The organism is Leisingera sp. ANG49, from assembly GCF_059694505.1.
On sequence record NZ_JCATZN010000004.1, the window covers coordinates 509844 to 530030 of the forward strand.

Consider the following 20187-nt stretch of genomic DNA (forward strand, 5'->3'; position numbering starts at 1 on the left):
CCGGCGCGGGGCCGGCTGGCTGGAATCCGATGTTGAGATATATTGACCGTCCGGTCGGTTTATGCAAGAAGTTTGTCAAATGCACCGCTGACAGGGTGAGGGAGCGATGAGCGATACGATTCTGGTTGTGGACCACGGGACCTGGGTGGAGATCACCCTGAACCGCCCGGACCGGCTGAACAGTTTCAACGAAGAGATGCACAACGCCTTGCGCGGCGCGCTGGAGGCCGCGCGCGACGGCGGCGCCCGGGCGGTGCTGCTGACCGGCGCCGGGCGCGGCTTCTGCGCCGGCCAGGATCTGGGCGACCGCGATCCGCGCAAGATGGACGGGCCGCCGGACCTGAGCCAGACGGTGCGCAAATTCTATGCGCCGCTGGTGCGGCTGATCCGCGAGCTGGACTTCCCGGTGATCTGCGCGGTGAACGGCGTGGCCGCGGGGGCGGGCGCCAATCTGGCGCTGGCCTGCGACATGGTGCTGGCGGCGGAAAGCGCCAAGTTCATTCAATCCTTCTCCAAGGTCGGCCTGATCCCGGACACCGGCGGCAGCTGGCATCTGCCGCGACTGCTGGGCGAGGCCCGCGCCAAGGGGCTGGCGCTGACCGCTGAGCCGCTGCCCGCGAAGAAGGCCGAGGACTGGGGCCTGATCTGGAAGGCGCTGCCGGATGACGAACTGATGGCTGAAGCCCGCGCCATTGCCGAGAAATTCGCCAATGGCCCGACGCTGGGCCTGGGGCTGACCAAACAGTGCATCCAGGCGGCGGCGGTCAACACGCTGTCCGATCAGCTGGAGATCGAGGCGGACGCGATGAAGACCTGCGGCGAGAGCGCGGACTATGCCGAGGGCGTTGCCAGCTTCCTGGAAAAGCGCGCACCCGCGTTCAAGGGCAAGTGACCATGACCCCGAAAGAACGCGCCGAGAAATCCGCAGCCGCCATGTGGGCGGACGACCACGCGTCCAAATGGGCGGGAATGGAGATCACTCATGTGGATGAGGGCGAGGCCACGCTGGAACTGACCATTGCCCAGCACCATTGCAACGGCCACGGCATCTGCCACGGCGGCGTGACCTTCATGCTGGCCGACAGCGCCTTTGCCTTTGCCTGCAACAGCCGCAACCAGTCGACCGTGGCGCAGCACAACGTGATCAGCTTCACCGCGCCGGGACGGCTGGGCGACAAGCTGATTGCCACGGCCCGCGAGATTTCCCTGACCGGGCGCAGCGGCATTTATGACGTGACAGTGACCAACCAGGACGGCCAGCAGATCGCCGAGTTCCGGGGCTTCTCCCGGGCGGTCAAAGGCCAGTTGTTTGACGAATAAGGTGTGGAGGACGCCATGGAAGACCTGAGCCCCAAGAAGGGTGAACTGGACCCGATCGAGATCGCCTCGATCGACGAAATCCGCGCGCTGCAGCTGGAGCGGCTGAAGTGGTCGGTGCGCCATGCCTATGACAACGTGGCGATGTACAAGCAGCGGTTCGATGAGGCCGGCGTGCATCCGGACGACCTGCAGCAGCTGTCCGATCTGGCCAAGTTCCCCTTCACCTACAAGAACGACCTGCGGGACAATTACCCTTTTGGCCTGTTTGCGGTGCCGCGCAGTGAAATCATCCGCCTGCATGCGTCCTCCGGCACCACCGGCAAGCCGACGGTTGTGGGCTATACCGCCAATGACATTTCGAACTGGGCGGATCTGGTGGCGCGCAGCTTGCGTGCCTCGGGCCTGCGCAAGGGCGACATGGTGCATAACGCCTATGGCTATGGATTGTTCACCGGCGGGCTGGGTGCGCATTACGGGATTGAGCGTCTGGGCGCCACTGTGGTTCCGATGTCGGGCGGCCAGACCGAAAAACAGGTCGGCCTGATCACCGATTTCAAGCCCGACGGCATCATGGTGACGCCGTCCTACATGCTCAACATCCTGGAGCAGTACCACAAGGTCGGGATGGATCCGCGGGAGTGCTCGCTGAAGGTGGGTGTGTTCGGTGCCGAACCCTGGACCGACGCGATGCGCAAGGAGGTCGAGGAGGCCTTTGATATGCACGCTGTCGATATCTACGGCCTGTCTGAGATCATGGGTCCGGGTGTGGCCAATGAATGCGTCGAGACCAAGGACGGGCCGGTGATCTGGGAGGACCACTTCCTGCCGGAGATCATTGATCCGCAGACCGGCGAGGTGCTGCCGGACGGGGAGCTGGGCGAGCTGGTGTTCACCACGCTGACCAAGGAAGGCCTGCCGATGGTGCGCTACCGTACCCGCGATCTGACCCGTCTGCTGCCGGGCACCGCACGCTCGATGCGGCGGATGGAGAAGATTACCGGCCGCAGCGACGACATGATCATCCTGCGCGGTGTCAACGTGTTCCCCAGCCAGGTGGAGGAGCAGTTGCTGGCGACCGGCGGCCTCGCGCCTTACTATCAGATCGAGCTCTACAAATCCGGCCGCATGGACGCGATGCGGGTGTTTGTGGAGGCCAATCCGGATGCAACCGACGAGCTGAGCAAGACCGCCGCGGCGCGGATGCTGACCAAGCGGATCAAGGATATGGTTGGCGTTTCGACCGAGATCATAGTAGGCGACCCGGGGTCCGTCGAGCGCAGCCAGGGCAAGGCCAAGCGCGTCGTCGACAACCGCAGCAAGTCCTGACCCGGGAGAGTGAGCCTTGGCCCGCACGATCGCAAAAGACCACGATGAGAAACGCGCGCAGATCCTGAAGTCGGCGGCAAAGGTGTTTGCCGAGTCCGGCTACGACCGGGCCTCAATGACCCAGCTGGCGCGCGAATGCGGGATCTCCAAGGCGAATATCTACCACTATTACGACAGCAAGGACGCCGTGCTCTACGGCCTCCTTGATACCTACCTTTGCGAGCTGCGCGATCGGGTCTGCGGGGTGGACCTGACGGGGCTTGGCGCCGAGGACCGGCTGCGCCGCATCGTGTCAGAAATCATGCTGGCCTATCAGGGTGCCGACCATGAACACCAGGTGCAGCTGGGCGCGATGGGGGCGCTGCCCGAGGAGCAGCAGAAGCATCTGCGCGGCTACCAGCGCGAGATGGTGCAGTTCATGAGCGATGCGCTGAAGGACGTGGCACCGGAGATTTTCAACGGCGACGCGGCCAAGCTGCGTGGCGCCACCATGTCTGTTTTTGGAATGCTGAACTGGTATTACATGTGGAATTCCGGTGCCGGGTCAAAGGCGCGCGAGGATTATGCCGGGCTGGTGGCCGACCTGACGCTGAGCGGGGTCAAGGGGCTCTGACCGCGGCGCGGTTTTGCGTTCGGGTGTTTCTGCGCTAGCCTGCCCTGGGATCGGAGGGTGCCATGCAGAAACCTGAGAACTTCGAGAATTTCTATTACAAGAAGGTTGGACTGGGCGAGGCCTGCGGCTGCGCCGAGCGGGCCATCGACATGTATGAGTTCGACCGCACGGCGGGGATGCTGCAGGCGGCACCCGGCAGGAGGCGGTTTTCCTGGAAGCAGTTTGCGCTGAAATACGGGCTGCTTGCGCGGAAGAAGACACCGGCAGAGTAACAGTGAAACACCCGGCGGGACGTGCCCGCCGGATGCCGTATCGTTTCAGGCCAATCAGCCCGGATTGCCCAGCAGCTGGGTGATGCGGCGCACCGCGACGCGGCGGTTTGCGCGCTCGGCGTCCAGGGTGCTGACGGCCAGATCGCTTTCGCCATAGCCCTGCACCACCATGTTTTCCGGCGCCACGCCGAAATACTCCGTCAGCGCCAGCGCCACGGTTTCGGCGCGCCGGTCCGACAGAGCTAGGTTATAGGTCGCGGCGCCTACGGCGTCAGTGTGGCCTTCGATCAGGAACACTTCGCCCGGGTTGCGGTCAATCAGCTCGCGCAGCGCGTTGCCCAGCGTTGCCAGTTCTTCTGCTTCCTGAGGGCGGATCACCGAGGAGCCGGTGTCGAAATTCACCGAATCCACGTTGATCACCGGCGTCAGGCGGCGCACCGCGTCGATGTTGCGGATCTGCGCCAGCGAGAAGCGCCGGTCCACCGTCTTGGCTTCCTGTGCGGCCAGCGCCGCGGCCAGGTCCTCAGCCGAGACCGCGCCGGTGCTGGAGAATGCGCGGCGGTTGTCCTGCACCTGCGGCAGCTCATTGACCACCACGCGCTCGGCCTTCTGGGTATCATCGAACAGCACCACGTTGCGGCCGTCCGGCAGCAGTTTGGTGCGGCGCAGCACCCGGCCCTTGGCGGAGCGGATGGTTTCCACCTCGACCCCGTTCTCGCGCACCACCACGGTGCGGGTGGAGCCGTCCTGGAACCGGTAGGTGGTCACGTTGGAGCCCGGCTGGCGCAGCAGCGCATCATCGTCCTTCAGAACGCGGTACTGGCCGTCCTGCTCGACGACGGCGCGGTCGCCGGAGTTGGACACGACCTTGCCGCCGTTGTTGAGCAGCGTGCCGATTGCCAGGGCGCCAAGGCCAAGCAGGGCGTTGCGCTCGCGGGTCGACAGGCCGCTGTCATCCTCAGTGGCGGCATTGGCCTGCGGGGCGGCCACTTGGGCTTCTGCCTGGGCGTTTTCATTGACGCCGGTTTCAAACTCCTCGTCAGAGCTGCGCGCGGTCTCCTCGGTGACCACTTCTTCGGTCACTTCGGCCTCGCCTTCGGAAACAGCACCGTCCGCGGCTGCCGCGGCGGCGGCAGCGGGCTCGCTGGTTTCCTCTGCCAGGGCATCAGCCTGGGCCTGGCTGTCCTGTTCCTCCAGCTCGGGATTGTCGGTTTCTTCAGGTGTCCCGCCTTGTGACTGGGCGAGGTCCGCCGCGATTTCCTCGGCACTGGCGCCTGCGGATGCCTCGCCGCTGCCGTCAGCCTGGGGGTCGGTTTGCACCTCAGCCTCTGCCTGCGCTTCGGCCTGTGCCTCTGCCTGGGCCTGTTCCTCGGCTGCAGCCTGCGCGGCTGCTTCCGCCTGAGCTTGTTCAGCTGCGGCTTGCTCTTCGGCTGCAGCCTGTGTTTCTGCTGCGGCTTGAGCTTCGGCCTCAGTCTGTGCTTGTTGTTCAGCCGCCGCCTGCGCTTCAGCTTCTTCTTGTGCCAAAGCCTCTGCCAGTGCTTGCGCTTCGGCTGCAGCCTGAGCTTCGGTTTCTACTTGCGCTTCGGCCACTGCAGGCTGTTCCTGCGCGTCCTGCTGCCCGGCGGCTTCGGCTGCAGCTTCAGCCTGGGGCTGCGCTTCGCTGCCGGTTTCGGTTTGGGCCTCCGCTACAGCCTCTGCCTGCGCCCCGGCTGCCTGATCAGTGGACGCCGTCACCTCTGCCTCCGCAGCGCCGATGCCTGCCAGAACACTGGCGGACTGGAGGTTTGCGGGCAGGGCCGGGTCAAAGGCGCCTTCGCCATAAGCCTGGCAGAACCTGGCGACCTTGCCGGTCTTCTCTTCGATGTCCTGACCGGCCTCCAGCTTCTTCTGCCGCCGTTCCGCACGCTTGCGGCAGCGGTCCACCAGTTCGCCGATTTCTGCGGCGGACAGTTGGCTCGGGTCGATCCGCTGGCCGCCCTGGTTCTGCGACAGGGCGGGCATCGGGGCCGCCAGCGAGATCATCACTGCCAGCGCCGTGGATGATTTGAAAATTCCCGGTTTCATTACGGTTCCTTTCTTGTTCCGGCACGCGGCCGCACAAGGATAACTGATGAACAGCGGGAAAGTTGCGCATTGCGGGGGGAAAAGAAAAGCCGCCCTGGGCGGGGGCGGCTTGGATCAGGCTGATATCCGCTGGCGGCTGAGCGTCAGACCGCCGGCGGCGGCACCATGCCGATGATGTCGTAGGTCTGGCGCAGGATCGGCGCGGTGATCGCGCGGGCGCGCTCGGCGCCGCGGGCCAGGATTTTGTCGATCTCGTCCTGCTGCTGCATCAACCGCGCCATCTCGGTGGAGATCGGCGCCAGCTTGGAAACCGCCAGATCCGCCAGCATCGGCTTGAACTCCGAGAACTGGCGGCCGCCGACGTCGGCCAGCACCTGTTCCACGGTCTGCTCGTTCAGGGCGGCGTAGATGTTCACGAGGTTGCGGGCCTCGGGGCGGTCCTCCAGACCTTCCACCTCGGAGGGCAGCGCCTCCGGGTCGGTCTTGGCCTTGCGGATCTTCTTGGCGATGGCGTCGGCGTCATCGGTCAGGTTGATGCGGCTGGCGTCCGAGGGGTCGGATTTCGACATCTTCTTGGAGCCGTCGCGCAGGGACATCACCCGGGTCGCGGCGCCTTCGATCACCGGCTCGGTCTCCGGGAAGAAGTTCACGCCGTAGTCGTGGTTGAACTTGATCGCGATGTCGCGGGTCAGCTCCAGGTGCTGCTTCTGATCCTCGCCCACCGGCACATGGGTGGCGTGGTAGACCAGGATGTCGGCCGCCATCAGGGCCGGGTAGGCAAACAGGCCCAGGGAGGCGTTCTGCTGGTTTTTGCCGGCCTTGTCCTTCCACTGGGTCATCCGCTGCATCCAGCCCATGCGGGCGACACAGTTGAAAACCCAGGCCAGCTGCGCGTGCTCTGGCACCTGGGACTGGTTGATCAGGATCGATTCTTCCGGGTCGATCCCGGCGGCAATGAAGCCGGCGCAGAGCTCGCGGGTGGATTTCTTCAGATCCGCGGGGTCCTGCCAGACGGTGATCGCATGCAGGTCGACCATGCAGTAGATGGTCTCGATATCCTTGGCCTGCCAGTCGACGAAGCGCTTCAGCGCACCGAGGTAATTCCCCAAATGCAGGTTGCCCGAAGGCTGGATCCCCGAAAACACGCGCGGGGTGAAGCTGGTTTCGCTCATCGCGGAAACTCCCGTCTGGAATTATGCACCATCGTCGCTTACCCATGGGGCCAGGATAGGTCAACAGGCGCGGGGGATTCCGTGCCGCAAGGAGCCAGGATGAGCAGCCAGCCCCACAACGCCCCCGTCAACCCGCTGCCCGCCGCCGTGGTGGCGCTGGTGCTGATCATCATGGGCATCGAGGCGGTGTTTTCGCTGGGCGCCCGCGGCATCATCGGCGGGCCGGAAGCGATCGGCTGGCGGCTGGAGGCGGTGCAGTCCTATGCGTTTTCCAGCGACATCTTCTGGTGGATGCAGGAAAGCGGCCGCTGGGGGCCGGAGCATCTGAAGCGGTTTCTTTCCTATATCTTCGTGCATGGCGCCTTTACCCACGCGGTTTTCGTCTGCGTCTTTGTGCTGGCGATGGGCAAGATGGTGGGCGAGGTGATGGGTGATCTGGCGATGGTCATCATCTTCCTGCTGTCCGGCGCGGGCGGCGCCTTGGGCTATGCGCTGCTGGTCAACTCGCCGGTGCCGCTGGTGGGCGGTTTCCCCGCTGTTTACGGGCTGATCGGCGCATTCACCTTCCTGTTGTGGCGCTCGCTGGCGTCTGTCGGGGCGCAGCAGAGCCGCGCCTTCACACTGATTGCCTTCCTGATGGGGGCGCAGCTGCTGTTCGGGCTGCTGTTTGGCGGCCAGAAGGACTGGGTGGCGGACTTGAGCGGCTTTGCCACCGGGTTCGGGCTCTCGTTCTTCCTGGCCCCGGGCGGCTGGGCACGGATCCGCAACCGCATCCGCCACGATTGATCCCGCAAACGCTCCCGCCCGCTGGAGAAGCCCCATGCGGGGCATCGCCAGCCGTTGGGCCGCGCTGACGCGCGGCGGGGAGAGCTGCTGAGAAGCGCTTCAGGGGCAGGCCTGCCCTGAAGGCGCCGTCGCCATTGTGCCGTTGGCAAATCCCGCCTCAAGGGTGAACCGCGCGCGCCGCGCGGCGGCTGTGCCGCCCTTGACCCGGAATTTGCCGGGAGGGTCAGCCCTGCTTCTTCAACGGGCAGGTGCTGAGGCCGATGAGCTGATAGAGCGGGCAGTAGCCCATCAGGCCGGTGGCCAGCGGCACCAGGCCGATCAGACCCCACAGGGTTTGCGGGCCAATGAAAACCAGCGACAGCAGGATCAGGCCAAGAAGGATGCGCAGGGCGCGGTCGAGGGTGCCTTCGTTACGGGGCATTGCGTGGTCCTTTCGAACTCGGATTGGAAATCGTGAGTCCGTTCTAGGCCAGGCGTTGCCCGCCTGTCGGTGACAGTGTCACCAAAGCTCAGGCTTCATCTTGAGCGGTCCGCTCCAGCCCGGCGCGGTCCAGGATGCGCAGCCGGCCGCGCTGTGTTTCCACCAGGCCAAGGCGGGCGAATTCGCGCAGGCGGCGGGTGACAAAGGCACGGCCAGAGGCGGTTTCGGCCGCCAGCGCATCATGGGTGATGCGGATATCGTCGCCGGTCTGCGCCAGACGCAGCAGCGCGCGGGCGAGCCTTGCGTCAAATCCGGTGAGCGCGACATCCTCCACCAGCTGTTCATAATCGGCAAAGCGGCGGGCAACGGCTGTCAGCACTTCGCTGCGGAATGCCCCGTCCTCTGACATCGCCTGACGGAAGGCGGCATGCGGGATGACTTCACCCTCCAGAGCGGTTTCTGCCACGCCCTCCGCTGCATAGGCGCGCCCGTCGGTGAGGCAGGCAAAGGTCTGCAGGCAGACATCGCCCGGGCCGACGCGGTACAGCACGACTTCGCGGCCGTTGGCGGCCGTCAGGGTGACCTTGATGCGGCCGGCGGCGAGGCGGACAAAGCCGGGGCAGTCCTGCCCCGGGCGGAACAGCACGGTGCCGGCGGCGCAAGAGAGGCGGCTCATGCCTGGTTCCGTCGGCTGAGGGCGCTGCGGAACTCCGACAGGCGGAAGGCGCCGATGGCCTGACCTGTGGCGAAGTAGACCGCGCCGCCCAGCACCACCAGGCCGAGCAGGGACAGGTAGCGCCAGAAGTCCAGCGTGAACAGCCAGCCCGCGGATGCGGCGACTGCGTAGAGCACGGCGCCCATGACGGCGGCGGCGGCCAGGATGCGCCAGGCGCGGCGGCGGAAGCGGGCGTCGAAACGGGCTTCCTCCCCCATGCCGCGGGAGCCGAGAGCCAGCAAGGCGACCATCACCCAGCCGGCAGCGGAAGCGGCGATGGCGGGGGCAATCCAGCCCAGAACCGGTTTCAGGCCGAAGGCCAGCGCTGCGTTCACTGCCATCGCGACCAGCGCATAACGGAACGGGGCCTTGGTGTCTTCGCGCGCGAAGTAGAGCGGTTGCAGCACCTTCTGCAGCATGAAGGCTGGCAGGCCGGCGCCATAGATGGCGACGGCAATGGCGATGGCGGCCACATCCTCCGGGCCGGTGGCGCCGCGCTCGTAAAGAACGGAGACAAGCGGCACCGGCACGGTGATGAAGGCCACGGCGGAAGGGACTGCCAGCAGCAGCGAAAATTCACCGGCGCGCGACAGTGCGTCCTGTGAGCCCGCGCGGTCGCCGGCGCGCAGGCGGCGCGACAGGGCGGGCAGCAGAACGATGCCCACGGCAATGCCCACGACGCCCAGCGGCAGCTGATACAGGCGGTCGGCAATGAACAGCCAGCTGGCGGCCTTTTCAATGTCGGAGGCCACGTATTGCCCCACCACCAGGTTGATCTGGGTGACGCCCATGGCCAGGGCGGCAGGCACGGCGATCCGGACCAGGTCGCGCATCTCGCTGTTCCAGCGCGGCAGGCCGGGCCGCAGGGAAACGCCGGCCTTTGCTGCCGCTGCCCAGACCAGCGCCAGCTGGGCCACACCGGCAACCGGGATCGTCCAGGTGAGCCAGATCACGACCTCGCCGCCCAGGAGCGCTCCGGCTGTCATCGCCGTGCAGGCAAAGATGTTGAGCAGCACCGGGGCGGCCGCGGCAGCGGCAAAGCGCCCGGTGGCGTTCAGCACGCCGGAAAACAGCGCTGCCAGCGACATGAACAGGATGTAAGGAAAGACGATGTAGCCGTACCCGACCGCCAGATCAAACCGCGCATCGCCGACAAAGCCGCCCGCCGTCAGCCACACCAGCCCCGGCATGAACACCATGGCCAGCCCGACCAGCGCCAGCACCGCTGCGGCCAGCAGGTTAAAGGCCTGCTGAGCGTAGGTTTGGGCGTCCTCGCCGGCCTCGTAGCGTTTCGAAAACGCCGGAACAAAGGCGGCGTTGAAAGCGCCCTCGGCAAAGAAGCGGCGGAACATGTTGGGCAGGCGGAAGGCGACGATGAAGGCGTCCAGCACCGGTCCCGGGCCGATGAAAGCGGCAATCAGGATTTCGCGGGCGAACCCCAGCAGGCGGCTTGCCAGCGTCCAGAACCCGACGGTCAGGAAGCCCGACAGCAATTTGATCGGTTTCATATATCCGCCCGTTTTGCGCCCTCGGCAATTGCCTCGCGCAGTTTCTTCTCCAGCGTCCGCTGCTTGGATTCCGAGTAGTATTTTAAGCCGAACATGTCCTTGACATAGAAGGCATCCACCACCTGCTCGCCATAGGTCGCAATCACCGCATTGGCAATATAGACGTTGGCGGAGGCCAGGGTCCGGGCCAGATCATAGAGCAACCCGGGCCGGTCGCGGGTGTCGACCTCGATAATGGTGTAGATTTCCGACCCCTCGTTGTCGAAGGTGATATGGGTCGGCACCTTGAAAGCTTTCTCGCGCTTTTTGATCTTGTCGCGGGACTTCAGCGCGTCGCGGGTGATCACCTCGCCCTTCAGGGTTTTTTCAATCATCTGCTTGAGCCGGTGCAGCCGGATCGGGTCGAAGGGATGGCCTTCGCTGTCCTGAATCCAGAAGGCATCGGTCACATAGCCGTCCTTGGTGGTGTAGGAACGTGCGTCCACCACATTGGCCCCGACCAGCGCCAGGGCGCCGACGATGCGGGCAAAGATCCCCGGGTGGTCCTCCATCACGAAACAGGCGCGGGTGGCGTCGCGGTCCACATCCGGATAGAGCCGGATCATCACCTCGCCCGGGTCGCCTGTGGCGGTGTAGTCCCGCAGCATTTCCGCAAAATCCACATGCGCAGTCACATGCAGCCCGTGCCAGTAGGGCGGATAGTGGCGGGCGGTCTCGGTCTTGAGGTCGGCCTTGGACCAATCGGGCAGCGCCTCGCGCAGCGCCTTCTTGGCCGACGCGCCGCGGTGTTCGCGGTTCAGCGCCTCCATGCCGCCCTCCAGCGCCGCGCGGGTCTGGCCGTAAAGCGCGCGCAGCAGCGCCGCCTTCCAGTTGTTCCAGGTGTCCGGGCCGACACCGCGGATATCGCAGACGGTCAGCAGAAGCAGCAGGTCCAGCCGTTTTACCGTCTGCACCGCCTTTGCGAAATCGCGCACCGTGCGCGGGTCGGCGATGTCGCGCTTCTGCGCCATGTCGGACATCAGAAGGTGATAGCGCACCAGCCATTCCACGGTTTCGCATTCCGAGGGTTTCAGCCCCAGCCGCGGCGCCACCTTGCGGGCGATCTGCGCGCCCAGGATCGAATGGTCCTGCTCGCGGCCCTTGCCGATGTCATGCAGCAGCATCGCCACCATCAGCACCTTGCGGTTCAGCCCCTTGCGCAGGATTTCGGAGGACAGCGGCAGCTCATCCTCCAGCTCGCCGCGCTCAATCGCGGCGAAATTGGCGATCACCTGGATCGTGTGCTCGTCCACCGTGTAGGAATGATACATGTTGAACTGCATCATCGCCACGATCGGTTCGAACTCCGGCAGGAAAGCCGACAGCACTCCCAACTCGTTCATCCGGCGCAGGGCGCGCTCGGAGTTGCCGTGCTTCAGCAGCAGGTCCAGAAAGAGCTTGCGCGCCTCCTTGTCGTTGCGCATGTCATCGTCGATCAGGTGCAGGTTGGCTGTCACCAGCCGCATTGCATCCGGGTGGATCAGCATCCCGGTGCGCAGCGCTTCCTCGAACAGCCGCAGCAGATTGACCCGGTCTTCCAGAAAGGCCTTGGGGTCGATGACGTCCAGCCGGTTGTTCACCACCTTGTAGCCGGGCTTTATCCGGGGGCGGCGGCGGAAGATCCGTTCCAGGAGAGGCGCGGTCTTCTGCTGGCTGGCCTCCAGCTTGGTCAGGAAGATGCGGGTCAGGTCGCCGACGCGGGTTGCGTGGCGAAAATACTCCTGCATGAAGACTTCCACACCGCGGCGGCCGGCCTTGTCCTCGTATCCCATGCGGCTGGCGACCTCGACCTGAAGGTCAAAGGTCAGCTGTTCGGTGGCGCGCCCCGTCGCCAGATGCAGATGCGAGCGCACCGCCCACAGAAAGGTCGCAGCCTTGGAAAACAGTTCCAATTCCTCAGGGCGGAACAGGCCCAGCGGCACCAGGTCTTCGGCGTCTTTCACCTGGTAGAGGTACTTGGCAATCCAGAACAGCGACTGCAGGTCGCGCAGGCCGCCTTTGCCCTCTTTCACGTTGGGCTCCACCATATAACGCTGGCCCTGCTTCAGGTGGCGGGCGTCGCGCTCGGCCAGCTTGGCCTCGACAAATTCCTGCGCGTCCTGGGAAAACAGCTCCTTCTTGAGGCGCTTGTCCAACTCCTTCGCCAGAGGGGCGTGGCCCGCCAGGAAACGGTGCTCCAGCATCGCGGTTCGGATGGTGTAATCCTCGCCGCCCAGCCGGATGCAGTCCTTGATGGTGCGGCTTGCGTGGCCCACCTTCAGCCGCAGGTCCCACAGGATGTAGAGCATGGATTCGATCACGCTCTCCGCCCAGGCGGTGATCTTGTAGGGAGTGAGAAACAGCAGGTCGACGTCCGAGGCCGGCGCCATTTCCCCCCGTCCGTAGCCGCCGACGGCCATCACTGCGATCCGCTCACCCTGGGTGGGGGTGGCCAGCGGGTGCAGCAGTTCGCTGGCGACATAAAGCGCGGTGGTTACCAGCCCGTCGGTCAGGAAAGTGTAGGAGCGGGTCAGCTCCCGCGCGGCAAAGGGTTTCTCCGCAAAAGCTGCGGCAATTGCGGCGCGCCCGGCCTTATTGGCCGCCTTCAGGATTTTCACGGTTTCCGCGCGCAGGGCCGCTGGTGCGGTGTCCTCAGCCAGCGCCGTGATCTGCGCCTGGATGCCGGCGGCGTCGAAAATGTCCGCCGGGCCGCAGATCAGCGGGCCCAGCGGTTCAGGGTGGCGGCTGGCTGAGGGCTGCGCCGGGGCGGCGGGCTCAGAAGCCTGCGCCGGCGAAGCTGCTTGGGGCTGGGTCAATGATCACGACCTTCTGTTCCTGGATGGTGGCGACTGCCAGCCCGCGCTCGTTGGTGCCGTCGGGCCGCAGACGGAAGATGCCGCCCGCGCCCTGGAAACCGGCGCCCTGGGTCAGGGCGCTGGCGGTCAGCGCGTCGGACTTGCCGGCCGCAACCAGGGCGCCGATGGCGGCAATGCCGTCATAGGCCAGGCTGCCGATGGAATGCGGCGCCGCGCCATAGCTGGCCTGGTAGCGGGCGCTGAACTGCTGGACCTTGCTCTGGTCCGGCAGGGCGAACCAGCCGCCCTGAACGCCGGGCAGCGCCAGGGTCTGGGGCGGGATGTCCCAGCGGGTCAGGCCGATGTACTGTTTTTCAGCCGGATCGACACCGGCTTCGGGCAGCAGCTGCGCCAGAAGCGGCAGTGCGCCTGCGGTGGTCGAGGTCAGGAAAACCGCATCTGCGGCAGCGGCCTGGGTACGGATATTGGGAATGGCATTGATCACCCCCTGCTGCGACAGCTCATAGCCGACGCTGCCTGCGACATTGACACCGCTCTGGCTGGCGGCGCGCTGGATTGCGCTGCGTCCTGCGCTGCCCGCGGCATCATTGCCGCCGACAACCAGGATGTTCCGCTTGCCGTTGCGGGCGGCAAAGCCGGTCAGCCGCCGGGCAGTGTTGTCGAAAGTCGGCCCCAGGATGAAGACGTTGCCGCCCGCAATCGCCGTGTTGTTGGAGAAGGCCAGCACGTTCACGCCGCGCTGGCGCGCCGCGATGCCTGCGGCATTGGCGGCTTCGGCATAGACCGGGCCGAGAATGATGCGGGCGCCGTCATTGAGCGCCTGCTGCGCCGCGCCAGAGGCAACTTCGGGGCTGCCCGCGGTATCATAGACCCGCAGGTCGATCTGCACGCTGTCTAGGTCAGCGATGGCCATGCGGGCTGCGTTTTCCAGGCTTTTCGCCAGCACGCCGTCGCCCTGCTGGGCGGAGCCGCGCGGCACCAGCAGCGCCACCGGAACGGGTTTGGAAGTATTGATCGTGGGGCCGGTGCCAACGGCAATCGGGTCACAGGCGGTAAGGGCAATGGCGGAAACGGCTGCAGCGACAGTCAGTGCCGCCTTGCGGGCGCGTTTGAAAACAGCAAACATAATGGCTTGAAACTCCGTTCTCCCGGCGCTGCAGCGCCGTGTGGGTTTAAGGGCGGATCATAAACGACCAAAAAGGCGGGTCCAGCGTTGAATCACCAGAATGTCATATTGTCCCCCGGGCTTTACTTTGTTGCCACGCCGATCGGCACCGCCCGCGACATTACCCTGCGGGCGCTGGATATTCTGGCTTCGGCCGATGTGCTTGCGGCTGAGGATACACGCTCGCTGCGCAAGCTGATGGAGATTCACGGCGTGCCGCTGGGCGGGCGGCGGATCATCGCCTACCACGACCACAGCGGCACCGGGGCGCGGGCCAAACTGCTGGAGGCGATTGGCGAGGGGAAATCGGTTGCCTATGCGTCCGAGGCCGGGATGCCGCTGATTGCCGATCCCGGGTTTGACCTCAGTCGCGCGGCGGCGGAGGCGGGCCATACGGTGACTTGCGCCCCCGGTGCCTCGGCAGCGGCCACGGCGCTGACGCTGGCCGGGCTGCCAACGGATGCGTTTTTCTTTGCGGGTTTCCTGCCCAATGCCTCCGGCGCCCGGCGCAAACGGCTGGAGGAACTGCGGGAAATTCCCGGCACGCTGATTTTCTATGAATCGCCCAAGCGGGTTGCCGCCTCGGTTGCCGACATGGCAGCGGTGCTGGGCAACCGCCCGGCGGCCATGTGCCGGGAACTGACCAAGAAATTCGAGGAGGTGCGCCGGGCTTCGCTGACGGAACTGGCTGCCGGGCTGGAGGAGAACCCGGTCAAGGGCGAGATTGTGCTGCTGGTCGACCGCGCCCAGGAGGCGGAAGTCAGCGAGGGCGATCTGGAAAGCGACCTGCAGGCCGCCTTGCAAGGCAACTCGGTCAAAGACGCCGCCGGGATCGTCGCGGAGATGCACGGGCTGCCCCGGCGCAAGGTCTACCAGCTGGCCTTGCAGCTGGCGAAGGACAGCTGAACCGTGACCCGCGCCCGCCAGCACCGCGGCACCCGCGCCCATCTGGCCGGTGAGGCGGCGGAGGAGATCGTTGCGCGGCACTATGAAAACCGCGGTTACACCGTGGCCGAGCGCCGCTGGCGCGGGGCAGGCGGCGAGATCGACCTGATCCTGCGCAGTCCGGACGGGCTGGTGTTTGTGGAGGTGAAGCACAGCACCACCAGTGCCGCTGCGGCCCTGCGCATCACACCGCGGCAGGCGGAACGGATCTATGCCAGTGCCGGGCAGTATCTGGAGAGCGAACCGCAGGGCCAGCTGACGCCGGTCAGGTTTGACGCGGCGCTGGTCGACAGAACCGGCGCCGTGGAAATCATCGAAAACGCTTTCGGGATGGACTGAACCGCGCCTGACCCATTGAACCCCGGGGCAGGGTGGGCCATGTATTTGGCCAGTTTACAAGGGATACTGCCATGAAGATCGCCTTTCAGATGGACCCGGTCATGGGCGTGGACATCAATGCGGACAGCAGCTTCCGCCTGGCCGAGGAAGCCCAGGCGCGCGGCCACGAGCTGTTCTTCTACACGCCGGACCACCTGGCCTATCAGGAGGGCCATGTCACCGCCCGCGGCCACGACATGACCGTGCAGCGCGTGGCGGGCGTTCCGGCGGTGCTGGGTCCGGAACGGGAGGTGGACCTCGGCGCTTTCGATGTGGTCTGGCTGCGCCAGGATCCGCCCTTTGATATGCATTACATCACTTCGACGCACCTCCTGGACCGGCTCAAGGGGCGGACGCTGGTGGTGAATGATCCCTTCTGGGTGCGCAACTACCCGGAAAAGCTGCTGGTGCTGGATTTCCCGGATCTGACCCCGCCGACGGCGATTGCGCGCGACCTGGCAACCATCAAGGCGTTCAAGGAAAAGCACGGCGACATCATCCTGAAGCCGCTTTACGGAAATGGCGGTGCAGGGGTGTTCCGGCTCGACCACGGCGACCGCAACCTGACCGCATTGCACGAGTTGTTCACTGGCTTCAGCCGTGAGCCGCTGATCGTGCAGAAGTTCCTGCCGGACGTCAGCAACGGTGACAAGCGCATTATCCTGGTCGATGGCGAAGCCGTTGGCGCCATCAACCGGGTGCCTGCCGCGGGCGAGACCCGCTCGAACATGCATGCAGGAGGGCGGCCTGAGAAAGTTGGCCTGACCGAGCGCGATCTGGAAATCTGCGCTGCCATCGGCCCGCTGCTGCGGGAAAAGGGCCAGGTCTTCGTCGGCATCGATGTGATCGGCGACTACCTGACCGAGATCAACGTGACTTCGCCCACCGGCATTCAGGAGCTGGAGCGCTTCGACGGGGTGAACATCGCCGAAAAGATCTGGCAGGCGATCGAAGCCAACCTCTGAGGCTGATGGCGAAGCCTGGTTCAGTCGGGCAGCCGGAAGCTCAGCGCTTCGGCGAAATGCGGGCGCTGAACCTCATCTTGGCAGGCCAGATCCGCGATGGTGCGCGCGACCCGCAGCACCCGGTGGTAACCGCGCGCGCTGAGGCCGAAGCGTTCGGCAGCGCGGACCAGCAGATCGCGGCTTTCGGCGTCCGGGGCGGCGAGCTCCTCCAGCAACGCGCCTTCGGCATCGGCGTTCTGGCGCAGCCCGGGGTGATCGCGGAACCGGGCGCTCTGCGTTTCCCGCGCAATCGCCACCCGCTGGGCAACTTCGGCGGAACCTTCGGCGCTGGGCGGCAGCTCAAGGTCGGCCACATCCACCGGCGGCACGTCCAGATGCAGATCGAAGCGGTCCAGCAGCGGGCCGGAGATTCGGCCCAGGTAATCTGCGCCGCAGATTGGCGCCCGCGAACAGGCCCGGTTGGCATCCGCCAGATAGCCGCATTTACAGGGGTTGGCGGCGGCCACCAGCATGAAACGGCTGGGATATTTCACATGGGCATTGGCACGCGCCACCATCACCTCGCCGGTTTCCAGCGGCTGGCGCAGGGTTTCCAGCACCGGGCGGCCGAATTCCGGCAGTTCGTCCAGGAACAGCACGCCGTTGTGAGCCAGGCTGATCTCTCCCGGCTGTGCCCGCCGTCCGCCGCCCGCAATGGCCGCCATGGATGCAGTGTGGTGCGGTTCGCGGAAGGGGCGGGCGCGGCTGATGCCGCCCTCGTCGATCAAACCGCACAGGGAATGGATCATTGAGGTCTCCAGAGCTTCCGCGGGTGACAGCGGCGGCAGGATCGAGGGCAGTCGAGCCGCCAGCATCGACTTACCGGAACCCGGCGGTCCGACCATCAGCATGTGGTGGCGACCGGCGGCGGCGATCTCCAGCGCCCGCTTGGCGGATTCCTGCCCTTTCACATCACGCAGGTCCTTGCCGCCCAGCCCGCTGACGGCCTCGCCCGGCGCGGCGGGTTCGATACGCCGCTGGCCGGTGAAATGCTGCACCACCTCGGTCAGGGTGGCGGCACCGATCACCTGGGCCGCATCGACCCAGGCGGCCTCCGGCCCTGAGGGTTTCGGGCAGAGCAGCATCCGGCCTTCCTCCGCTGCTGTGACCGCTGCGGGCAGGGCACCGGCCACGGGCATCAGCTGCCCGTCCAGAGAGAGTTCTCCCAGGGCGATGGTTTCCTCTGCCTTCTCCGCCGGGACGATGCCGATGGCGGCCAGCAAGGCGAGCGCAATCGGCAGGTCGAAATGGCTGCCCTCCTTGGGCAGGTCCGCGGGCGACAGGTTAATGGTGATCCGGCGCGAGGGCAGGGCGATGGACATGGCAGCAAAAGCTGCCCTTACCCGCTCGCGCGCTTCCTGAACCGCCTTGTCCGGCAGACCGACGACCGAGAAGGCGGGCAGTCCGGGCGCGACGGCGCATTGCACCTCGACCTGGCGGGCCTCGACGCCCTGAAAAGCCACCGTGTAAGACCGTGCTGTCATCTCTCCCCGCTTCCTGAAAGGTCAGGGGGAAAGGCTTGGCAATCGTGGTTTCCGATTGGTTAACATGCGGACGGCCAGCGGCGAATTCACGCAGATTTCGCGCAGGCCGCCAGTTCAGCCCAGCGACCAGGGCCGCTTCGGCAAGTCCATCGCATAGGGTTCCGGGTCGTAGCTGACCTCATGCGCCAGTGCTTGCCACTTCAGAACTGCCGGGTCGGACAGCAGCAGCTTGCAATAGGCGCGGGTCTCCTCAGAGACCGGCAGGCCGTATCCCACGATCCGGGCCGCAACCGGGGTATAGAACACCTCTGCCAGAGAATAGTCCCCGAACAGGTAACCGCTGCTGCGGCCGGAGATCTTGCGGGCGTGGGCAAACAGTGCCTCGATCCGCTCCAGGTCGGCCTTAACACCGCGCGACACCTCGAAGCCTTCATAGATATGGGCCAGCTGCATCGGGCATTCACCGCGCAAGGCAGAGAAGCCGCCGACCATTTCCGCCGCCAGCCAGCGTGCCGTGGCACGCTGTGCCGGATCGGCCGGCCACAGCCCCGCCTCCGGGTGGCGTTCGGCCAGGGTTTCGGCAATGGCCAGGCTTTCGCCGACCACCAAGCCTTCCGGCGTGCGCAGCGCCGGCACCAGCCGCGCCGGGGCCAGATGCGCCATTTCCTGCGCCATGGTTCCGGAATAAAGCCCCACCATATGCACGTTATGGGGCAGGGAGAATTTTTCGAGCATGAGCCAGCCGCGCAATGACCAGCTGGAATACATGCGGTCGCCAATATAGATTTTATAAGCCATGGCAGGAGGCTAGCGCGGGGCGCCCTATTTCAAAATGGAATGTTTGTGATGGCACCCGTCACGGCAGGTGATTAATCACCCCGGCCTGCCAGCCATTCGGCCCATAGGAGATTTCGCTGACCGACAGGTTGTCGATCCGGTGGGCAAAGGCCTCTTCCGCGGTCAGCAATTCCGCCCTCTGGATCTGGGTCAGGATCTGGCCGAAATGGCCGACCACGATCAGGTCGCAGCCCCGGTGGGTTGCGATCAGCCTGTCAATGGCTGCGTTCACCCGCGCGCAAACCTGATGCCAGCTTTCTCCGCCCGGGGGAGTCACATCCCCCGGCGTTTCCCAATAGGCGCGGATGCGCTCCGGGTCTTCGGCGTCGACCTCTGCCCAGGTCCGCAGCTCCCAGGCGCCGAAGTGGATCTCGCGCAGGGCCTCGTCATGCGGCAGCCGGTCCCGGTGGCCTTGGATGGCGCTGGCGGTTTCTGCTGCGCGGGACAGGTCGGAGGACACTACCAGCGCCCCGGCAGGCAGGTATTCCGAGAGGCGATTCAAGGCCGCCGTGTCGGACAGATCCGCAGGCAGGTCGGACCAGCCGACCATGCATTTCGCGTGGGTCGGCCCGTGCCGCACCAGAAACAGCCGGGTGTTCACAGTGCCCCCTTCAGGACCAGGGGCAGCCCGGCCGTCACCTGAACCACGGTATCCGCCCGCGCGGCCAAGGCAATATTGAGCCGCCCCTGCGCCTCGCGGAAGCGGCGGGCCAGCTTGTTTTCCGGCACAATGCCAAGCCCGGTTTCATTGGAGACAATCACCAGATCCGCCTGACAGCGGCCGATGGCTGACAGCAGCTCGTCCTGTGCCGTTTCCAGATCATGTTCGGCCAGCAGGTGGTTGGTCAGCCACATCGTGGCACAGTCCATCAGGCAAATCTGGGCGGAGGTGAGCGGATCCAGCACTTGCGCGGCTGTTTCCGGTTCTTCAAAAGTCGCCCAGCCAGCGCCCCTTTGTTCTAGGTGCCGAGACACTTTATCGCGCATTTCGGCGTCAAAAATCTGTGCTGTTGCCCAGTAAACCTTATCTTTTCCGGTGTTTACGCACAGCTGCTCGGCAAATGCCGACTTCCCTGAGGCGGCGCCCCCCAGAATAAAAGTTACATTTGACGGCATTTTTTGCTAACCTATGAGTCCGAAGCCGTTCCTGTGGGTAACTGCAGGGCCCGGTGAAGACAAGAGACCGCAGCGTTCCGGGGTTCCACTTATTAAGGCCGGATTTGACTGCGCAGGGGCCAAGATACAATTTAACTTTTCCGTTTTGGCCTTTGGATGAGCCGAAAGTCGCATCCTGTGCGCTGTTGCTGCAGCCTATGAAAACCGGGCCCCCGATTGTTCCAAGC

20 protein-coding genes are annotated in these 20187 nt (G+C 65.2%); 9 read left to right on the top strand and 11 right to left on the bottom strand.

Annotated elements, in window-relative coordinates; translation table 11 throughout:
- Positions 1 to 106 precede the first annotated feature (106 nt).
- The 5 genes from paaG (at position 107) to AC58NV_RS16335 (ending at position 3531) form a co-directional block, all read left to right on the top strand.
- Positions 107 to 892 (top strand): 2-(1,2-epoxy-1,2-dihydrophenyl)acetyl-CoA isomerase PaaG, encoded by a 786-nt coding sequence (gene paaG, locus AC58NV_RS16315; protein ID WP_497228055.1) that lies wholly within the window; start codon positions 107 to 109, stop codon positions 890 to 892.
- A 2-nt stretch (positions 893 to 894) separates the two neighbouring features.
- Positions 895 to 1320, top strand: coding sequence for a hydroxyphenylacetyl-CoA thioesterase PaaI (paaI, locus tag AC58NV_RS16320; RefSeq protein WP_421054207.1), 426 nt, complete (start codon positions 895 to 897; stop codon positions 1318 to 1320).
- 15 nt (positions 1321 to 1335) lie between these two features.
- The gene (gene paaK, locus AC58NV_RS16325; protein WP_497228056.1) at positions 1336 to 2646 is read left to right on the top strand and encodes a phenylacetate--CoA ligase PaaK; all 1311 of its coding nucleotides are present in this window, start codon (positions 1336 to 1338) and stop codon (positions 2644 to 2646) included.
- 16 nt (positions 2647 to 2662) lie between these two features.
- Complete coding sequence (locus AC58NV_RS16330) at positions 2663 to 3259, top strand: TetR/AcrR family transcriptional regulator (RefSeq protein ID WP_497228057.1); 597 nt, start codon at positions 2663 to 2665, stop codon at positions 3257 to 3259.
- A gap of 62 nt (positions 3260 to 3321) precedes the next feature.
- Positions 3322 to 3531, top strand: a complete 210-nt coding sequence (locus tag AC58NV_RS16335) for a hypothetical protein (protein ID WP_497228058.1) — start codon at positions 3322 to 3324, stop codon at positions 3529 to 3531.
- Positions 3532 to 3585: 54 nt separating this feature from the next.
- Here the strand turns inward: AC58NV_RS16335 and AC58NV_RS16340 are convergent, their stop codons facing one another.
- Positions 3586 to 5595 carry an OmpA family protein gene (locus AC58NV_RS16340; RefSeq protein ID WP_497228059.1) on the bottom strand — a complete coding sequence of 670 codons (2010 nt, stop codon included), beginning with the start codon at positions 5593 to 5595 and terminating at the stop codon, positions 3586 to 3588.
- Positions 5596 to 5738: 143 nt separating this feature from the next.
- Positions 5739 to 6767, bottom strand: coding sequence for a tryptophan--tRNA ligase (gene trpS, locus AC58NV_RS16345; protein WP_497228060.1), 1029 nt, complete (start codon positions 6765 to 6767; stop codon positions 5739 to 5741).
- Between the two features lie 99 nt (positions 6768 to 6866).
- On the opposite strand from trpS, the gene AC58NV_RS16350 reads away from it, so the two are divergent.
- Positions 6867 to 7553 (top strand): rhomboid family intramembrane serine protease, encoded by a 687-nt coding sequence (locus AC58NV_RS16350; RefSeq protein ID WP_497228061.1) that lies wholly within the window; start codon positions 6867 to 6869, stop codon positions 7551 to 7553.
- 223 nt (positions 7554 to 7776) lie between these two features.
- Here the strand turns inward: AC58NV_RS16350 and AC58NV_RS16355 are convergent, their stop codons facing one another.
- The 5 genes from AC58NV_RS16355 to AC58NV_RS16375 all read right to left on the bottom strand — a co-directional run bounded on the left by AC58NV_RS16355 (position 7777) and on the right by AC58NV_RS16375 (position 14157).
- A complete protein-coding gene (locus AC58NV_RS16355; protein ID WP_497228062.1) occupies positions 7777 to 7974 on the bottom strand; it encodes a YgaP family membrane protein in 198 nt (65 codons plus the stop codon).
- A gap of 88 nt (positions 7975 to 8062) precedes the next feature.
- Positions 8063 to 8650, bottom strand: coding sequence for a Crp/Fnr family transcriptional regulator (locus AC58NV_RS16360; protein ID WP_497228063.1), 588 nt, complete (start codon positions 8648 to 8650; stop codon positions 8063 to 8065).
- Entirely contained in the window at positions 8647 to 10197 is a 1551-nt protein-coding gene (gene murJ, locus AC58NV_RS16365; protein WP_497228064.1) for a murein biosynthesis integral membrane protein MurJ, read from the bottom strand. Before murJ ends, AC58NV_RS16360 begins: the two co-directional genes overlap by 4 nt.
- The gene (locus tag AC58NV_RS16370; protein WP_497228065.1) at positions 10194 to 13031 is read right to left on the bottom strand and encodes a [protein-PII] uridylyltransferase; all 2838 of its coding nucleotides are present in this window, start codon (positions 13029 to 13031) and stop codon (positions 10194 to 10196) included. Before AC58NV_RS16370 ends, murJ begins: the two co-directional genes overlap by 4 nt.
- Positions 12991 to 14157 (bottom strand): penicillin-binding protein activator, encoded by a 1167-nt coding sequence (locus AC58NV_RS16375; RefSeq protein WP_497228066.1) that lies wholly within the window; start codon positions 14155 to 14157, stop codon positions 12991 to 12993. The genes AC58NV_RS16370 and AC58NV_RS16375 overlap by 41 nt, the downstream gene beginning before the upstream one ends.
- A gap of 87 nt (positions 14158 to 14244) precedes the next feature.
- Between AC58NV_RS16375 and rsmI the strand changes: the two genes are divergently transcribed.
- The 3 genes from rsmI to gshB all read left to right on the top strand — a co-directional run bounded on the left by rsmI (position 14245) and on the right by gshB (position 16484).
- Positions 14245 to 15102 (top strand): 16S rRNA (cytidine(1402)-2'-O)-methyltransferase, encoded by an 858-nt coding sequence (rsmI, locus tag AC58NV_RS16380; RefSeq protein ID WP_497228067.1) that lies wholly within the window; start codon positions 14245 to 14247, stop codon positions 15100 to 15102.
- Positions 15103 to 15105: 3 nt separating this feature from the next.
- On the top strand, positions 15106 to 15480 hold the full coding sequence (locus AC58NV_RS16385; RefSeq protein ID WP_497228068.1) for a YraN family protein: 375 nt from the start codon (positions 15106 to 15108) through the stop codon (positions 15478 to 15480).
- Positions 15481 to 15551: 71 nt separating this feature from the next.
- Positions 15552 to 16484, top strand: coding sequence for a glutathione synthase (gshB, locus tag AC58NV_RS16390; RefSeq protein ID WP_497228069.1), 933 nt, complete (start codon positions 15552 to 15554; stop codon positions 16482 to 16484).
- A gap of 20 nt (positions 16485 to 16504) precedes the next feature.
- On the opposite strand, the gene AC58NV_RS16395 is transcribed toward gshB, so the two are convergent.
- The 4 genes from AC58NV_RS16395 to cobU all read right to left on the bottom strand — a co-directional run bounded on the left by AC58NV_RS16395 (position 16505) and on the right by cobU (position 19960).
- A complete protein-coding gene (locus AC58NV_RS16395; protein WP_497228070.1) occupies positions 16505 to 18007 on the bottom strand; it encodes a YifB family Mg chelatase-like AAA ATPase in 1503 nt (500 codons plus the stop codon).
- 114 nt (positions 18008 to 18121) lie between these two features.
- Positions 18122 to 18805, bottom strand: coding sequence for a glutathione S-transferase (locus AC58NV_RS16400; RefSeq protein WP_497228071.1), 684 nt, complete (start codon positions 18803 to 18805; stop codon positions 18122 to 18124).
- A gap of 58 nt (positions 18806 to 18863) precedes the next feature.
- Entirely contained in the window at positions 18864 to 19445 is a 582-nt protein-coding gene (locus tag AC58NV_RS16405) for a histidine phosphatase family protein (RefSeq protein WP_497228072.1), read from the bottom strand.
- Positions 19442 to 19960: a bifunctional adenosylcobinamide kinase/adenosylcobinamide-phosphate guanylyltransferase gene (gene cobU, locus AC58NV_RS16410; protein ID WP_497228073.1), complete on the bottom strand. Its 519-nt coding sequence runs from the start codon at positions 19958 to 19960 to the stop codon at positions 19442 to 19444. The genes AC58NV_RS16405 and cobU overlap by 4 nt, the downstream gene beginning before the upstream one ends.
- Between the last annotated feature and the right edge of the window lie 227 nt (positions 19961 to 20187).

Bases quoted from the DNA above. Each gene is read 5' to 3' on its own strand.
- murJ (WP_497228064.1), bottom strand. From the start codon at position 10,197: ATGAAACCGATCAAATTGCTGTCGGGCTTCCTGACCGTCGGGTTCTGG.
- paaI (WP_421054207.1), top strand. From the start codon at position 895: ATGACCCCGAAAGAACGCGCCGAGAAATCCGCAGCCGCCATGTGGGCG.
- AC58NV_RS16360 (WP_497228063.1), bottom strand. From the start codon at position 8,650: ATGAGCCGCCTCTCTTGCGCCGCCGGCACCGTGCTGTTCCGCCCGGGG.
- paaK (WP_497228056.1), top strand. From the start codon at position 1,336: ATGGAAGACCTGAGCCCCAAGAAGGGTGAACTGGACCCGATCGAGATC.
- gshB (WP_497228069.1), top strand. From the start codon at position 15,552: ATGAAGATCGCCTTTCAGATGGACCCGGTCATGGGCGTGGACATCAAT.
- AC58NV_RS16335 (WP_497228058.1), top strand. From the start codon at position 3,322: ATGCAGAAACCTGAGAACTTCGAGAATTTCTATTACAAGAAGGTTGGA.
- cobU (WP_497228073.1), bottom strand. From the start codon at position 19,960: ATGCCGTCAAATGTAACTTTTATTCTGGGGGGCGCCGCCTCAGGGAAG.
- AC58NV_RS16400 (WP_497228071.1), bottom strand. From the start codon at position 18,805: ATGGCTTATAAAATCTATATTGGCGACCGCATGTATTCCAGCTGGTCA.
- AC58NV_RS16350 (WP_497228061.1), top strand. From the start codon at position 6,867: ATGAGCAGCCAGCCCCACAACGCCCCCGTCAACCCGCTGCCCGCCGCC.
- AC58NV_RS16375 (WP_497228066.1), bottom strand. From the start codon at position 14,157: ATGTTTGCTGTTTTCAAACGCGCCCGCAAGGCGGCACTGACTGTCGCT.
- paaG (WP_497228055.1), top strand. From the start codon at position 107: ATGAGCGATACGATTCTGGTTGTGGACCACGGGACCTGGGTGGAGATC.
- AC58NV_RS16395 (WP_497228070.1), bottom strand. From the start codon at position 18,007: ATGACAGCACGGTCTTACACGGTGGCTTTTCAGGGCGTCGAGGCCCGC.
- AC58NV_RS16355 (WP_497228062.1), bottom strand. From the start codon at position 7,974: ATGCCCCGTAACGAAGGCACCCTCGACCGCGCCCTGCGCATCCTTCTT.
- trpS (WP_497228060.1), bottom strand. From the start codon at position 6,767: ATGAGCGAAACCAGCTTCACCCCGCGCGTGTTTTCGGGGATCCAGCCT.
- AC58NV_RS16340 (WP_497228059.1), bottom strand. From the start codon at position 5,595: ATGAAACCGGGAATTTTCAAATCATCCACGGCGCTGGCAGTGATGATC.